The sequence below is a fragment of the Nocardia aegles genome (assembly GCF_052545135.1).
The window spans coordinates 384,821-399,746 of sequence record NZ_JBQWRI010000002.1 but is presented as its reverse complement, the minus strand read 5'-3'; the positions used below and the strand labels follow the sequence as shown (position 1 = coordinate 399,746).

Here is a 14,926-nt window from a genome sequence, read left to right as displayed (position 1 = left end):
GGTTGCCGGCCTTTCAGCGCTCCGCCCGGCGTGTCGCTGGAGGTTTGCCCGAACCTTCGGACTTGAATGCAGACTGGCTGGTCGACAAACGCCGCGAACTACTGGAGGTCGAGATCGTGATCCGGCGGTTTCTTTTGCCCGGCAGCGGGTGCAGCGGCCTGACCAGGGTCCGCGGTGCGATCGGCGGTCTGGCACTCGGGCTGCTCGTGGCGACGACAGCAACAGCGGAACCACTGTATCCGCTGCCCGATCCGGACCCGTTCTATGCCGGCCAGGCGGATCTGCCGGCACACGAGCCAGGGGACGTGCTCGGTGCGCGGGCACTGCCGCCGTTGGCGATCTTCCCCGGAGCCACCGTCACCCTGGTCAAATTCCGGTCCACCAACTCGCATGGAGCGCCGATCGCGGCGACGACCACGGTTCTCACCCCATCCGGCCGCCGGCCCGGCGGGCCGCTGCTGTCGTATCAGCACTTCATCAATGCACTCGGCACCGGCTGCGCGATATCGCACAAGCTGTACAGCGACGATCCGAACCTGATGGTGACCACGCCCATATTGAACGTGGCGCTGGCGCGGGGCTGGACTGTCGCGCTGCCAGACCACCTCGGTCCGCAGTTCGCACTCGGCGCAGCGCGTCTGGGCGGCCGGATCGTATTGGACGGCATCCGTGCGGTCCAGCGGCTGGCCGGATTCGCCGTGGAGCACAGCCCTGCGGTAATGGCAGGCTATTCCGGCGGCGGCCTGGCCACCGCATGGGCGGCCGCGTTGCAGCCGACCTACGCGCCGGAGCTGAAACTCGCGGGCGCGGCCGTCGGTGGCGCCCCGATGAATCTGGTGACAATGGCCGAAGCGCTGGGCCTGGACAAGCATCCCTCGTTCGGGTTGGCCATGGCGGCGGCGATCGGTCTGGAGCGGGAGTACCCGGACCGACTGCCGATCAGCTCGTATCTCAATCCGCGCGGCCTCGCCGTCGCGCACGACATGGCCGACAGTTGCAGCAACGAGATCCTCACCGCGGGCGCCAACGGCAGCGCCCGGGAGTACCTCACCAGTACCTCGATCATCGACAGCCGCGAAGCCCGGTCGGTGGTGGAGGACAACAGCCTGGAACTCTACGCCGGGATGCCGGAAACACCGATCCTCGAGTGGCACTCGCCGGCCGACCAGCAGATTCCGATCGATGCGATCGACAACACCGTCCGCCGCTGGTGTGCGGCGGGCGTGCCGGTACGGACACTGTTGGTGCGCTCGGTCGAACTGCCTGCCGCACTCGAGCATGTGGCCCCTGCGGTACTGGGTGCGCCCGCAGTGGTGCTGTGGCTCGACGCCCGGGTTCGCGGAGAGCCCGCCCCTACCGACTGCTGACGAAGCGATTACGCCGACACAGCGCTACATCCGAACTCGGCGAAAAGCCCGCCATCCGACCGGCTCCGGCTGCCAGGCGCCGACAGCGATGCGCGTAGGCACGTCGGGACACGCGGTGGATTTTCGGAAAATATTGTGTCGCAATGATTTGCGAGTACCAACAGGGAATGAGTTCACCGGGAAGTTTGGATGAATTCGTCTCTGACCGCAGGAAAACGCACTGATCACTGCCGTTTCGGGCGCGTCGGGACCGATTGTCGCGTCCGGGACAGCGCCCCACACTTGGCTGGTGAACAGCGAACTGATCATCCTGCTGCTGGTGATCGTCACGGCTCTCGCCTTCGATTTCACCAACGGTTTCCACGACACGGGCAACGCGATGGCCACCTCCATCGCGACGGGTGCCCTCCAACCCAAGACGGCCGTCGCTCTTTCGGCGATCCTGAATCTGGTCGGCGCGTTCTTGTCGGTCGAGGTCGCCTTGACCGTGACCAACGCGGTGATCAAGATCCAGAACAAGGATGGCTCACCCAAGCCCGATTTCACCACCGATCACGGCCGCGCCCTGTTGATCATCGTGATGGCCGGTCTCATCGGTGGCATCATCTGGAACCTGCTGACCTGGCTGCTCGGTCTGCCCAGTTCCAGTTCGCATGCCCTGTTCGGCGGAATGATCGGCGCCGCACTGGTTTCCGGTGCCGGTGTGGTGTGGATCGGGCACGGCAAGATCGATGGTGTCGTCGGCAAGGTGATCATGCCCGCGCTGTTCTCGCCGGTGATCGCCGGCGTCGTCGCCGCGGTCGGCACGTTCCTCATCTTCAAGTTGGTCGCCGGTGTCGCGGAGCGATTCACCGAGACGGGCTTCCGCTGGGGCCAGATCGGTACGGCCTCGCTCGTTTCGCTCGCGCACGGCACCAACGACGCCAGAAGACCATGGGCATCATCACGCTGGCTCTCATCGGCTACAGCGCGTCCACTCCGGATTCGACCGGGGTGTTCGCTTGGCACGACACACAGAATGTGCCGCTGTGGGTCAAGATCGCGTGCGCTGTGGCCATCGCTCTGGGCACCTACATCGGCGGTTGGCGCATCATCCGGACCCTCGGCAAGGGATTGATCGAGATCAGTTCACCACAGGGCATGGCCGCGGAGGCGTCCTCGGCGACGATCATCCTCGCCTCGAGTCACCTCGGTTTCGCGTTGTCCACCACGCATGTGGCCACCGGCTCGATCCTCGGTTCCGGTGTCGGCAAACCAGGCGCCACCGTCCGCTGGGGCATCGCGCTGCGCATGGTCGCCGCGTGGGTCATCACCTTGCCCGCCGCGGCCGTGGTGGGCGCGATCATGTGGCTCGTCGCCGCCAAGATACCGACATTGGCCGGGCCGCTGGTCGCGTTCGCGATCCTGTGCGGACTGTCGGGATACATGTACTGGCGGGCACAGCAGCAGAAGGTCGACCACAACAATGTCAATGCCGAATGGGACGACGAGAGCAACTCCGTCACCCCGGCCGACGCGATCGCGAGAGTCTGACGAATGGAAACCATCAAGCTCGTCCTCGAGTCCGTCTGGAAGATCCTGCTCGTCGGCCTGGTGCTCGGCGCCGGTCTGCCCGCCCTGTTCGCGGTCGGCGTGCGCGGCCTGGCGATCGGCAACGGCCACGAATCGGCCGACGGCGTCGTCCACAAACCCAACCCGCTCGGCAACATACTCGCGGCGGCCTCGTTCCTGGTCGTGATCGCCGCGATCGCGCTGGGCATCACGATCATCGTCGCGTCGGGCTTCGGGATGAAGGTCGGCTTCGAGCATATTTATCCGACTCTGGTGGAGAAGTAGGGGATCACAGATGAACCAGAGGAACAGCGAGAGCATCCTGAGCCAGATCCTGGACTGGCTGCGCGCGGGCTATCCCGAAGGCGTACCGCCGAAAGACTACTTCCCGCTGTTGGCGCTGCTGAAAAAGTCGCTCAGCGACGACGAACTCCACCAAGTCATCGGTCATTTGCTGGCCGAGCGCCCGGATACCGTCGACCGCGCACACGTGGAGGCCGCCATCATCATGGTGACCCATAACCAGCCGAGCGAAGAGGAACTGCGGCAGGTGGCCGCCAGACTTGCCGCGGGCGGGTGGCCCCTCACCGGCTTCACCGACTGATCCTTGGCCCGCACGGACGCGACTCACTCGGGATTCCGATGCTCGGCTGGAAGGTGGGTCGGAGTCGCCGCAGTGCGCGAGTTCCACGGCAATACCGACTACTTCCGGCCGCAGCGGCAGCGCCGGTGTGATGCGCCGTTATTTCATGAGTGCGAAGTTGCGCCAGAGGTTCGTAAGGCTTTCGGTTCCGCCGAAAAGGGTGGTGAAGTTGGTGGAGTCGATCATGACGATGTGGCCCGCGCGTTGATCGGTGGGCGGCAACCAGATCAGCGTGTTGAATTCGGTGTTGCCTTCGGCGGTGAAGGGATGGGGCCGGTCGAGATCTATGGGTTGGCGGGCGAGCAGCCGCACGGATGCGCTTTCGGGTGCGGTGAGCTGGTAGTGCGGGAGGTGGGGATGGAAGTTGAATGTGGTGACATTGTCGAGCAAGTGCAAGTCGTCGAGGTCGCGAAATGTGGTCAGGGGTGCGATGGATTTCCGATCTTCCGCGACGGCGGGCCGCAGTCCGTACCTGTTGCGCACCGGGACGTCGAGGGCTTTCATCAGTGAACGGGTGTAGGCGCTGAAGCGTTGCTGGCGCGGCACCAGCGGATCGCCGTGGTGGTTGTGTTCGACTCGGCGCTGCTGGAGGTCGTCGGTGCAGCCGACGTCGTGGTGGGGTGCCAGGAGCAGACAGGTGCCGTCGCGTTGTAACCATTCGTTGACGGCTGCGATCTCGTCGGGCTCGGCTTCCGCCTGACCGACTACGTGGTCGAGACCGAAGATCATGAGGGTGTCGGTGTCGGCGAGGATGCGTTCGTCCACGGGGAGTCGGAATCCGGCTTGATCGATGCGCTGGAAGACCGCGACAGGGTGACCGGTGGCCTCTCCGGCGATCTCCTGGAACGCGAGCGTGGAGCGGTGGAACAGTTCCAGCGTTCCCGCGATCCCTTGCAAGAAATGGGCGGCGTCGTATTCGGGCGTCTCGTAGGCCGGCCACGCGGCTTGGCGTACTTCGGTCATGGTGGAGAAGCGGTTGTCGAGCGCGGCGGGGTCGCGCTGGGCTTCCCAGGGGTAGCTCCACGTCCAGTAGATGCTCAACCGGCGCCTGCCGGGAGTGTAGGTGCGTGGCAGCTGGAATTGGTTGTAGGTGCGTGCCGGGGTGACGGTGCTCATGGTGCTACCTCGTTGCCGGTGGGGTGCAGAGGTAGCGCAGCGCGCGAAGACCGGGCAGGAAGAAGTACGCGCCACCCCTGAGAGTTGTGAACGACGGCAATCCTTTGATGATCCTGCGGATCGGGCGTTTGGGGATCTTGTATTCCAGGGTTCCGTCTTGGTTACCGATGATCGGGTCGCGCTCGTTGCCGAGTTCGTGGAACGTTGTGTCGTTGATCCACACGTTCTGAGCGAATTCGAATTGCCGCACCAGGCTGGCGCACAGCACGAAGGCCGCGATTCCACGCTCCGCGCCGTCCTCGGGGACGCCGTCCGGGAGGTGTGGTCCGTAGGTGGCGCCGCGGCGGATCAGGCGCCGGCGCTGCATGTTCACCGCGGTGTCACGGGGATTCAGCCTGCGGATGTGCGAGCCCAAGGGCGCCGCGTAGCCGTAGGGGTCCATCTGTTTGTAGTTGAAATCGTTGTTGCGCCGCATATCCGCCCCCAGTTCGGGATCGTCCTGCTCGGGGGCGAGCACCAAGGGGGCGCCGCTGCGCCAGCGGCCCATCAGTTTCGCGGCCAGCAATTCCTGTTCCTCGGGGGTGTCGGTGTGCTCTGCCAGGAAATCGCGAAATCGCCCGACGTGCTCTTGTAGCCGCCGGTAGGCCAGGTAGCTGCCGTTGCGCGACAACACCTCCGGTTGCGGCAGGCCCACCGGTGGACCGTCCTCGTCGGGATATCCCAGGATGAACTCACCCGCCTTGATCGGAGCGCCTGTGCCCGGGGTGGGCTGTTCCCCGGAGCCTTCGATCACCGGCTGGGACAACCGGTCGCGGTAGCCGAAATGATCGTGCGGGTACGCCAATGGCGCAACGGCCGCAAGGTCGAGCGTCGACAGCACCGTCACTCCAGCGCAGCGGGCGACCAGGTGGTGATGCGCATCCACCCAGCGAGCGCGTTCGGCGTCATCGTGAGCGAACAGGATCGCGATCGCGTGCAGATTCTCGCCGGCCAATCCGCCGACCCAGTGATCCGGGTGATTCGCCCCGGTGTCACCCAAGATGTCGGCCCGCGCCGCCATGCCTTGCCGGAACTCCTCGGGAAACGTCGCCAGCGACTGCTCGGGCACGCCGAGCGCGCGCAGTCCGGTCCAGGTGAACGCGAGTGTCACCCATCGGCGGTCGGTGGTCACCGACCGCTGCGCCTCGGCAGCCGATGCCACGTGGTCGACCATGGCCGACAGCCACGCCCGTCCACCGCTGACGTCGGCGAAGGACAGGAATTCATAGCGCCCGGTCAGCGCGGGGACGCGGGTCAGCAGTATGTGCTGGATGTCGTCGAGTTCGAGCATCGGCAAACCTCGTCGTCGCTACTGCATTTGGTCGAGCATGCCGGAGAATGCCGCCTTCACGCGCAGCGCCTTCTTGACCTCTTCCGCGGTCACATAGGGATACTCGGCGTACTCCAGGAAGCTGGGGAATTGATGCTCACGAAAGAACTCGACCACCGCGTCGATATTGGTCTTCCAGTCCTCGGGAAAGCCTTCGAGATTCACGAATACCGTCGTGATACCGGTCGACAGGAATAAGGCGACCGCATCCTCGACGTACTTGTCGAAGTCGGTGTCGAAGATCCCCTGGTACTGGAAACACAACCCGTCCCCGATGTCGAACAGCACCCACCGTAGGTAGTGCAGCCGCAGTGGCGCCAGCACCGTGGGATCCTCGTCGACCGCGGCTTCGATGTGCTTGCCGTACTCCCGGATCACGTCTTCACGACCGGGCTTGACCCTCGCGATGATCGAGAAGCCGTAATTCGCCGGTGTGCGAGGGAAGACCGGCCCGTACCGGCCCTGCTCCAGCTCGAAAAATCCCTCCTTCGGCAGGGCCATCGCCGCCGGCTTGGACCAATCCGCATCACGTGTGGTCATGTCCGCCTCCGTCTTCGAGGATGTCGAAATCCATCGCTTTCCCTGAATAGGTGGACTGGATGATCTCTGGTGCCGAAGGTGGATGCGGCTGCTGGTCGACATCGGTGCCCGCGACAGCAGGCCGCCCGCCGCCCGAGCCGACGCGCCGCATTTCGACGGTAGCATTGCTGATCTCCGGACAAGGGTCCGCTTTCTGGCGGATCACTGTGCCGGTCAAGAATTCGGTGGGGTCGGGTCCGACATCCGACGGGAAAAGTTCCCAATGAAATGTCGCGGTGGTGCGCGGCTCGTTCGATCCTGTGGAGCAGGGATAGGGAATACTGTAGCCGGCCCGCCAGGCCCCGTTTTCGAGCACGAACATCGGAGAGAAGACGGCGCGAGGATCTTTGCTGGGATTCGCGCCGGGATCTGATTGCGTTGTCGCTGCGCAGCGGTCGCCCTCGCGCATGCAGAGCGTGTTGTACTGCTGCCGGAACTTGTTCGGCGGTGGCGGATTGGGAACCTCCGCGGTCGGAGCGTAGGTGATGGTGACGTCGTAGGCGCCGCTGATCAGCCCGATCGGTCGGCTGTCGGCGCGATCGCGGATGGTTTCGGGCGGGACGACATCCACCTTCGGGTCGACTTCGCCGACGCGGGAAAGCGTCATCTCCTGTTGTTGGGTGCTCGCGCACGGGCCGCCGACGAAGCTGAAGGCGGTTCCGGTCCACGGCAGGGCGCCTGGCCGGAATTCGAGTCTCTGCCATGCCGAGACGTTTTGGGGCGCCTTGGTGATCGGATTTTCACAATCGGGGTCGAAGTAGGGCGGTAACTCTCTGGTGATCATCCACATGCCGTCGCGATAATCCGCTGAGAACTTGTTCGGCGCTGTCCGCGGCTCGTCTTTGCTCTGGCTGGTTATCGAGGCCACACAGCGTTCGCCGTGTGGTGGACAGTCGGATCGCACCGTCCATATCCGGGTTCTCGGGGGCCTGTTGTCCGGCTTCCCGTTGAAAGTTTGTGCTGTGTAGGTGACCTCGTATTTGCCGTCGAAAGCGAGTTCCGGCTTCGAGGGCTGGGTCAGCCACCAGATGCCCGCCCCCAGCGCCGCGGCGATGAACGCGGCGACCACGGCCACCGTTACTCGGATGGCAGGCCGTTTACGTGGCGGCGGTGCGGTGCCGTCTCCTCGGATCCCGCCCGATTCGGATCCTATGGGCTGAAGGCCGGGCAGATCCACGGGAGGTCCGGCGTTGACGGTGGACTTTTGCTCCACGTTCGGCTCGGTGGCGGGGAGCGGCGGCGGCGTACCGGGTCGATCGCTGTAACCTCCGAAGCCGATCGGGATCGGTGCCGGGCCGGCTCTGGGGCTGCTTCCTGCGGTGACCGCGGGAGCAGTGGTGAGGGCGTTCGCAGCGGCGGTTGCCAGCTCTCCTGCGGTGGGATAACGCTCGTCCGGGTCTTTCGCCATGCCTCGGGCGATGACTTCGTCGAACCCGACGGGCAGGTCCAGCCGTCGCATGCTCGGCACCGGGGGAGCAGCTGTCATATGCGCCGCGATCAGTTGCTCCGTGCTGGTGCTCGGGTAGGGCGGGATTCCGGTCAGGCATTCACACAACACGCAGGTGAGTGCGTACACATCGGACCGAGCGTCGGCGACGCCGCTGGTGAATCGCTCCGGAGCCATATAGGCCAAGGTTCCGATCATCGTGCTGGTGCTGGTCAGCGGAGTATTGCTGGCCGAGCGCGCGATGCCGAAGTCGATCAGATACACGAAGCCGCCGTCGGTGACCAAGAGGTTGGATGGTTTGACGTCGCGGTGCACCAGACTCTGCGCGTGTGCCGCATCCAGCGCCGCCGCGGCTTGGGCGATCACGGCGACTGCTGCCTCCGGCTCCATAGCACCATCGCGGTTGAGCAGGGTTCTCGCATCGTCGCCGTCGATCAAGCGCATGTCGAGATAGAGGTGGCCATCGATTTCGCCGTAACCGTGGATCGGGACCACATGTGGTTCGCGCAGTTGAGCGGTGTCGTGCGCCTCACGCCGGAATCGCTCCCGGAAGCTGGGGTCGATGGCGCAGCGTTCGGGCAGCAATTTAACCGCCACGATGCGGTCGGTAACGGTGTCGTAGGCCCGCCATACCTGGCCCATGCCGCCCTCACCGATCAACTCGTGCAACCGGTAGCGACCGAACGCTATGCCGTTCACCGACCACCTCCCGCACCGATCAATCGCGTTCGCTCTGGAGGATCAGCATCGTGAAAAGGTCGCGCATCGATGATATCGACTTCGACATTCCCACTGCATCACCGCGTTGGACAGATCCTGCCCATGATCCCGGTGATTTCGTTCAGCTCCTCACACTTTCTCGGTGGCGGGCAGATGGGCGGCGCAGACCGCCTCGACGAATTCGCCGACGGTGCTATCGGTCAGATTGCGGGCCAGATCGGCCTCGGTGATGATGCCGACCAACATGCCGTGGTCGGTGACCGGGAGTCGACGGATCCGGTGCTGCTCCATGAGCTGCAGCGCGTCGTGCACATCGGTGTCGATATCGACGGTGTGCAGGTGGTCGGCGCCCTGTGCCAATTCCCCGGCGGTGGTGGTCTTCGGATTCGCGCCGACACCGATCACCTTGACGACGATGTCGCGATCGGTGACGATGCCGACGGGGTGGCCTTCGCCGTCGCAGATCGGCAGAGCGCCGATATCGAGCTGCCGCATCCGCTGGGCGGCTGCTTCCATGGTGTCTCGAACACTGATGTGCTGTACGTCGGGCCGCATGATGGTCCGCGCGGTCGTCATGATGCCTCTCCTTCTACTACGGCGGCGTGCTCGCTACTCCGCTCATCTTTCGACGACGGTGCAGTTATCGACAGGGCAGAAGGTCATCTGGCGCGCAGTCGTCTACCGGCGACCAGGTCGGCGAGGTCAACAGATCGCCACCATATCTGGATGGTCACAGTGATCGGCATTCCGCATCAGGTCGAGGTATCCCCGGCGTAGCGTCCTTCTCGCAGTGTGCACGTTCTCTCCTGAGCAACCACGCAGTTTCTGCTCGCTACCACTCGGACTGTCGTCCGGGACGGTTACCGATTCAGACCGCACGGAACCAGGAAAGGAGATCGTCATGAAAGCCACACGCCTCGTTCGTTTGGGTCTTCCCCCGTTCTTCGCCGCCGTGGCGGCGCTGTTGTTCTGTCCGCCGACCGCATCCGCGCAGCAGATGTGGAACTACAACTGTTCGTCCCATTCGCCGGTATGGGAGGGGAGGGTGACCGCTCTGGAGTGCACGCCGTCGAACGGTGCACCGGCGAGCGGAGAGATCACGCAGCCGTTCTCGGTGAACGGCGGTGAGGTCGTGAACTGCTCGTCCGGATGGGCTCACCTCCCTGACCTGATGGGCAAGGAATGCGAACCGGCGCCGATGCGATAACTGTCGGCGGGTGGGCCTTGTCGATTCCGGCAAGGCCCACCCGCTTGCTATTACCAGACGGTCGCGTGGGGTTTGCTCGCTTGCTCGCTCGGTCGAGTGCGTGCGGGAAGGCCGTGGTGTGACTCGGCGAAGGCCCCTCCGGCTGGCCCGCGTCGGTCCGAAACGCTATGCTCGTCGCGATGATGACTCATTCTGTTGAAAGATTGGGGGTTCCGTTCGCGCAAGGTGAGTGCTGATGCACACTCATATCGCGAATGAGGACGATTCCCGCTTTTCCTTCTGGCTGCGTGTGCGTGAATTCGCCGTGCCGGCCACCATGATCAAGACCGCCACCGCCCGCCGTCGTGTGGGGGACTGGGCGGGCGCGTGCGCCGCGGCAGGCTTCGATGTCGATCTCAGTGTGCGGTCGGTGGCGCGTCGCCACGGGCGCGAGCTCGCGGCTCGAATCCGATCCGATCTCCGCCATCTGGCTCCTGACCTGCTGCGCTGGCATCTGCCGAGGGTTGCTCCGGACGGGCTGTTGCGACCGGGGACAACCATCGCCTTGGCGCGGTACGACGCGGCACCGGACCAGCGCGGCGAACGCCCCGTACACCTTGTCGTCCGAACCGCGCCGGCGTGGGCGGATGCCGGTCAGCGGATCAGCCTCGCGCTGTGGGACGGATCCACCGCAGGCCTCCATCCGCATCCCCGTCCCAACCGGCGTTACCGACTGGATCTCCACCGCCACCTGTGGGACGCGCGCAGGGTCGATGAGTTGGGAATACGGTCCGGGGCAGCGCGGCCCGCAGATCACCGCCCGATGCTGGACTCCGCGCTGCTCGCCGCGGTACCGCAGATTCGCCGCTGCGCCGTCGACCGATGGGCGGCCGAGGCGGAGATTCTGCGCCGCGCCGAGGGCAGGCATAACAGCACTTTCGTTGTGCGCTTGGGGGCCAGGCGACGGTTGGTTCTGCGCTTGGACGAGGATGGCAGCGGAGTCGGGTCACCCGTAGTGCGGATCGCGTCGGGATACCCGGTCGGCGACATCTCCTCGCTGCCCGTCCTGCCCGACGCCGCGACCTGGGTACTGCCTGATCTGGAACTGATCCGCACCGGCGCGATAGCGGCGGATCGGCTGCATCCGCTGGTCGCCTCGGCACTGGCATCCGACTACTCGCCGACCGACACGCCCGACATACCGGACGGGGCAGGTCGATTGCGCTTCGTGCAGTGCAGGGGAGAACAGCACCGGATCGGGCTGGTCGACGGGGTCCTGGCCGCGCTGGACCACGACCAGGCCGAGATCCGGCGGGAGGAACTGCTGGTCGCCCTCACCGGCACACCGCTGCCGTGCCTGCGGGCTATCGACGAGGCCCACCGTCATCCGGACTGTCTGGTCGGCGTGCGTGAGCGCTTGGACCATGGCGACACCGCCGGCGCGCTGGCCATCGTCGAGGGACTGCTCGGTCCCGACGCAGTACCGCGTGACGGCGCTCTGCGCGACGAACTCGAGATGTCCGCGCGACGGCGAATCACCTACGGACTGTTCAAGGCCGGCCTGCCCAAACCTGGAGCCTTCCCTCCGGTTCGCCGTCCACGCGACCGTCGTGCGCATCCGCGCCACGCGGTCTCGCACTGACCCGCGACCTTCGTCCCCTATCCACTCGAATCCAACCCCTCGAGGTGATCACACATGCTTGCTGCTGTCCGCACGTCCGCGCAACCGGCTCGCCCCGCCCAACTCGACATCGCCGACGAGTTGCTGACTCTGCTGCGCGAGGTAACCACCGAACCGCGCCCCGACATCCAACTGGAGGCCCTGGCACTGGCCGTGGCCGCCGACCTGCCGGTCCTCCTGTGGGGTGAACCGGGGATCGGGAAGACCGCGGCCCTGACCCAGCTCGCCACCGATCTGGACCTTCCGCTGACCACGGTGATCGCGAGTGTGCATGAGCCGTCGGATTTCTCGGGCCTACCCATTATCGGAGACGATCCCGCGGAACACGGGGTCCCGATGGCTCCGCCGGACTGGGCCGTGCGACTGGTCCGGGCCGGCCGCGGTCTGCTGTTCCTGGACGAGCTGTCCACCGCGCCGCCCGCTGTGCAAGCCGCCCTGCTGCGTCTGGTCCTGGAGCGCCGGATAGGAGCCGTCCAACTTCCGCCCGGTGTCCGGATCGTGGCCGCGGCCAATCCGCGATCCTCGGCGGCCGATGGCTGGGAGCTGAGCCCGCCGCTGGCCAACCGGTTCGTGCATCTGCAGTGGACTCACGATCACGATGTCGTCGTTCGCGGCCTGGGCGGGACCTGGCCTCACGCGACACTGCCGCGGCTGGCTCCGGAGAAGTTGGTCGACGCCGTGGCTTTCGCGCGCCGCGCGGTGTGCGCGCTGCTCGCGGCCCGTCCCGCTCTCGTGCATCAACTGCCCAGCACCGACACGCGCCGGGGTGGTGCCTGGCCGTCGCCGCGAAGCTGGGAGATGGCACTGCGGCTGATCGCCTTCGCCACCGCGGCCGGTTCCTCTCGGGATGTGCTTTCCCTGCTGGTCCGCGGCACTGTGGGCGACGGACCGGGCTTCGAACTGCTGGCCGGCCTGGATCGGATGGACCTGCCGGACCCCGAGGTGCTGCTCGCCGATCCGGCGGGCGCCGTCTTGCCCGAACGAGGGGATCTGCGCCAGGCCGTGCTCGACGGCGTTGTGGCGGCAGTCCGCAGACGCCCGGAGAAAACTCGCTGGGATGCGGCATGGGCGCTGCTGGTCAAGGCTTCGGAGACCGGCGCCCCGGATCTGATCGTCGTTCCGGCAACCACTCTCGCCACCCTGCGCCGAGACGACTGGGACGTGCCTGCGGCGCTCGAGGAACTCGCCGGAGTGGTTTCGGTGTCCCGGGCAGCCGACCGTGCCGGGAAGGCACGCCGATGACCGCGAACGCATCAGGGCTGCTGGACCGCCACAAGCTCTTCGCCGCCCGATTGCACGCCGCCAGAGTGCGGCCCTACCTGGCGACCGCTCTGTTCGCCCTGTGCGTCGTCGAGTCGCGCCGAGTACCGACCATGGGCGTCGACCGGCACTGGCGGTGCTACGTTTCGCCGGCATTCGTGAACCGCACGCCGGTGGAGGACCTGGCCGGAGTGTGGGTGCACGAGGTGTCGCATCTGCTGCGCGACCACCACGGCCGCAGCGACCGATTCGCCCGGCTACACGACCTGACCGCTCCGGCGGAACGACTGCGGATGAACATCGCCGCAGACTGCGAAATCAACGACGACGCGTACGGCGACGGACTGGCCCGGCCCGGCGATGCTGTCACACCCGCGTCATTGGGATTGCCGGAAGGCGAGCTCATGGAGGACTACCTGCGTAAGTTCCGGCTCGCACCGGATACACAGGGCATAGCCTGGCTCGACTGCGGCAGCGGCGCGGACGGATTGGACCGCGTCTGGGAGCTGGGGCCGGACGGTGCGGATGGTCTCAGCGAACAGGAACGAGACGCCGTCCGATTCCGCGTGGCGCAGGGCATCATCGGCCGCCCGGGGAACGTGTCCAAAGGGTGGCAGCGCTGGGCGGAAGAGGCGTTCCACCCGCCGCAGCCATGGCGCGATCTGCTGGGAGCGGCCATCCGCTCAGCGGTTTGTGGCGCCGGTGCGGGCGAGGACTACACGTATGGCAGGCCGGCGCGGCGCTCGGCTGGGATCCCCGGTGTGGTGTTGCCGAGTCTGCGGCGGACGCCGCCCCGGGTCTCGGTGCTCATCGACACCTCGGGGTCGGTCGGTGACGCCGAATTGGGCAGTGCGCTGCTCGAAGTGGCCGCTATCGCCCGCGCCGTGGGCGGCCGTCGCGATCTGGTCACCGTGCTGTCGTGCGACGTGGCGGCCAGGGTCGTGCATCCACTGTGTCGTGCCGAGCGAATACCGCTGGTGGGTGGTGGCGGCACGGACCTGCGCACGGGCATCGCCAAGGCGCTGCGAACCCAGCCCCGTCCCGATGTCCTGGTGATCCTGACCGATGGCCAGACACCGTGGCCGTCCAGCCGGCCACCGTGCCGGACGGTGGTGGGCCTGTTCCGTCGGCAGCACCCCGCGTCGTGGCGGGAACACGATCCCGCTTACGTTCCGGACCCGCCGCCCGCATGGGCCCGAGTAGTCGAAATCGGATAGGTGCCCGCCGCTGCCGCTCGGTTCGCCGCTATGCGGGCAGGTGGCCGTAGCCGACGGTTCGTGCAGTCCGGCGAACTCGCCGGACTGCACGAAATCTGTCTTCACGAAAGCCCTTCACTTACCGCGTGGCGAGCTGTCTCCTCGGCAGGCGATCAGGGAGGGAATCAGATGTCCACATCCCGCATCTACATCGCACGGCGAATGATCAATGTGAATTCTGGCAAATTACCTGCAATGGGGCACACGCGCGGCCGCGGAGCGTAACGGTGTAGCAGAGCTCCGGCCTGGCGAGGCGACCCGGCAATCGGTGAACTACCGAGACTGGATCAGGCGGCGGGCTTGGGCTGGCTCAGATCCCTGATTCCGGTGATCGCATCGATGATGTTGACGATGGCGGAGGTGCCGCCGTCGAGGGCCGAGCTGCCGGAATCGAGCATGGCGGAACCGGAGGACGAGCCGGCCGAACCCGTGGACGAGCCGCCGTCGGCGGAACCCGAGGCGAGGCCCGCGGAACCGGTGGCGGGAGAGTGAGCGGCGGAAGCCACCGCGACCGGGCCGAAGAACAGGGCAGCGGCGGAGACGGCGCCGGCGGCGACAAGGGTCTTGCGAGAGATCATGTACGAAGCTTCCTTTCACAGTGGGATAACGGCACCATCACGGCACGCACCAACAACGTTAGGAAGGCGAAATCAAGAGATCCACCTATATTACTGTGTCAATAATCACCGTTAATAATGAGCTAACAAGATATTGTGCCGAGGTAACACAATTTGATCTTCACTCCCGATAG

Annotated in this window: 13 protein-coding genes and 1 pseudogene; 8 read left to right on the top strand and 6 right to left on the bottom strand. The window is 65.7% G+C overall.

Going from position 1 to position 14,926, the window contains the following annotated elements; translation table 11 throughout:
• Positions 1-158: 158 nt before the first annotated feature.
• The 4 genes and pseudogenes from ACT89H_RS07120 to ACT89H_RS07105 all read left to right on the top strand — a co-directional run bounded on the left by ACT89H_RS07120 (position 159) and on the right by ACT89H_RS07105 (position 3,522).
• Complete coding sequence (locus tag ACT89H_RS07120) at positions 159-1,367, top strand: lipase family protein (protein WP_445108240.1); 1,209 nt, start codon at positions 159-161, stop codon at positions 1,365-1,367.
• Positions 1,368-1,656: 289 nt separating this feature from the next.
• Positions 1,657-2,900, top strand: a pseudogene (locus ACT89H_RS07115) (inorganic phosphate transporter).
• Positions 2,901-2,903: 3 nt separating this feature from the next.
• Positions 2,904-3,203, top strand: coding sequence for a hypothetical protein (locus tag ACT89H_RS07110; protein WP_445107711.1), 300 nt, complete (start codon positions 2,904-2,906; stop codon positions 3,201-3,203).
• A gap of 10 nt (positions 3,204-3,213) precedes the next feature.
• Positions 3,214-3,522 (top strand): DUF3349 domain-containing protein, encoded by a 309-nt coding sequence (locus ACT89H_RS07105; protein ID WP_445107710.1) that lies wholly within the window; start codon positions 3,214-3,216, stop codon positions 3,520-3,522.
• Between the two features lie 138 nt (positions 3,523-3,660).
• On the opposite strand, the gene ACT89H_RS07100 is transcribed toward ACT89H_RS07105, so the two are convergent.
• From ACT89H_RS07100 to ACT89H_RS07080, 5 genes are all read right to left on the bottom strand, one after another.
• Positions 3,661-4,677: a hypothetical protein gene (locus ACT89H_RS07100; protein ID WP_445107709.1), complete on the bottom strand. Its 1,017-nt coding sequence runs from the start codon at positions 4,675-4,677 to the stop codon at positions 3,661-3,663.
• A 4-nt stretch (positions 4,678-4,681) separates the two neighbouring features.
• Complete coding sequence (locus ACT89H_RS07095; protein WP_445107708.1) at positions 4,682-6,007, bottom strand: Dyp-type peroxidase; 1,326 nt, start codon at positions 6,005-6,007, stop codon at positions 4,682-4,684.
• Positions 6,008-6,025: 18 nt separating this feature from the next.
• Positions 6,026-6,586, bottom strand: coding sequence for a hypothetical protein (locus ACT89H_RS07090; protein ID WP_445107707.1), 561 nt, complete (start codon positions 6,584-6,586; stop codon positions 6,026-6,028).
• Complete coding sequence (locus ACT89H_RS07085) at positions 6,573-8,771, bottom strand: serine/threonine-protein kinase (protein ID WP_445107706.1); 2,199 nt, start codon at positions 8,769-8,771, stop codon at positions 6,573-6,575. The genes ACT89H_RS07090 and ACT89H_RS07085 overlap by 14 nt, the downstream gene beginning before the upstream one ends.
• A 150-nt stretch (positions 8,772-8,921) precedes the next feature.
• On the bottom strand, positions 8,922-9,368 hold the full coding sequence (locus tag ACT89H_RS07080) for a CBS domain-containing protein (protein WP_445107705.1): 447 nt from the start codon (positions 9,366-9,368) through the stop codon (positions 8,922-8,924).
• Between the two features lie 325 nt (positions 9,369-9,693).
• Here ACT89H_RS07080 and ACT89H_RS07075 point away from each other — a divergent pair, with 325 nt between their 5' ends.
• The 4 genes from ACT89H_RS07075 to ACT89H_RS07060 all read left to right on the top strand — a co-directional run bounded on the left by ACT89H_RS07075 (position 9,694) and on the right by ACT89H_RS07060 (position 14,136).
• Entirely contained in the window at positions 9,694-9,999 is a 306-nt protein-coding gene (locus tag ACT89H_RS07075; RefSeq protein ID WP_445107704.1) for a hypothetical protein, read from the top strand.
• A 235-nt stretch (positions 10,000-10,234) separates the two neighbouring features.
• The gene (locus ACT89H_RS07070; protein WP_445107703.1) at positions 10,235-11,620 is read left to right on the top strand and encodes a hypothetical protein; all 1,386 of its coding nucleotides are present in this window, start codon (positions 10,235-10,237) and stop codon (positions 11,618-11,620) included.
• Between the two features lie 54 nt (positions 11,621-11,674).
• The gene (locus tag ACT89H_RS07065) at positions 11,675-12,901 is read left to right on the top strand and encodes an AAA family ATPase (RefSeq protein ID WP_445107702.1); all 1,227 of its coding nucleotides are present in this window, start codon (positions 11,675-11,677) and stop codon (positions 12,899-12,901) included.
• Positions 12,898-14,136 carry a vWA domain-containing protein gene (locus tag ACT89H_RS07060; RefSeq protein ID WP_445107701.1) on the top strand — a complete coding sequence of 413 codons (1,239 nt, stop codon included), beginning with the start codon at positions 12,898-12,900 and terminating at the stop codon, positions 14,134-14,136. Before ACT89H_RS07065 ends, ACT89H_RS07060 begins: the two co-directional genes overlap by 4 nt.
• 326 nt (positions 14,137-14,462) lie before the next feature.
• Here the strand turns inward: ACT89H_RS07060 and ACT89H_RS07055 are convergent, their stop codons facing one another.
• Complete coding sequence (locus tag ACT89H_RS07055; protein WP_445107700.1) at positions 14,463-14,753, bottom strand: hypothetical protein; 291 nt, start codon at positions 14,751-14,753, stop codon at positions 14,463-14,465.
• Positions 14,754-14,926 lie beyond the last annotated feature (173 nt).

What these genes read in the sequence shown, in the direction of transcription:
- ACT89H_RS07110 (WP_445107711.1), top strand. Translation starts at nt 2,904, where the DNA reads ATGGAAACCATCAAGCTCGTCCTCGAGTCCGTCTGGAAGATCCTGCTC.
- ACT89H_RS07105 (WP_445107710.1), top strand. Translation starts at nt 3,214, where the DNA reads ATGAACCAGAGGAACAGCGAGAGCATCCTGAGCCAGATCCTGGACTGG.
- ACT89H_RS07100 (WP_445107709.1), bottom strand. Translation starts at nt 4,677, where the DNA reads ATGAGCACCGTCACCCCGGCACGCACCTACAACCAATTCCAGCTGCCA.
- ACT89H_RS07095 (WP_445107708.1), bottom strand. Translation starts at nt 6,007, where the DNA reads ATGCTCGAACTCGACGACATCCAGCACATACTGCTGACCCGCGTCCCC.
- ACT89H_RS07090 (WP_445107707.1), bottom strand. Translation starts at nt 6,586, where the DNA reads ATGACCACACGTGATGCGGATTGGTCCAAGCCGGCGGCGATGGCCCTG.
- ACT89H_RS07080 (WP_445107705.1), bottom strand. Translation starts at nt 9,368, where the DNA reads ATGACGACCGCGCGGACCATCATGCGGCCCGACGTACAGCACATCAGT.
- ACT89H_RS07075 (WP_445107704.1), top strand. Translation starts at nt 9,694, where the DNA reads ATGAAAGCCACACGCCTCGTTCGTTTGGGTCTTCCCCCGTTCTTCGCC.
- ACT89H_RS07070 (WP_445107703.1), top strand. Translation starts at nt 10,235, where the DNA reads ATGCACACTCATATCGCGAATGAGGACGATTCCCGCTTTTCCTTCTGG.
- ACT89H_RS07065 (WP_445107702.1), top strand. Translation starts at nt 11,675, where the DNA reads ATGCTTGCTGCTGTCCGCACGTCCGCGCAACCGGCTCGCCCCGCCCAA.
- ACT89H_RS07060 (WP_445107701.1), top strand. Translation starts at nt 12,898, where the DNA reads ATGACCGCGAACGCATCAGGGCTGCTGGACCGCCACAAGCTCTTCGCC.
- ACT89H_RS07055 (WP_445107700.1), bottom strand. Translation starts at nt 14,753, where the DNA reads ATGATCTCTCGCAAGACCCTTGTCGCCGCCGGCGCCGTCTCCGCCGCT.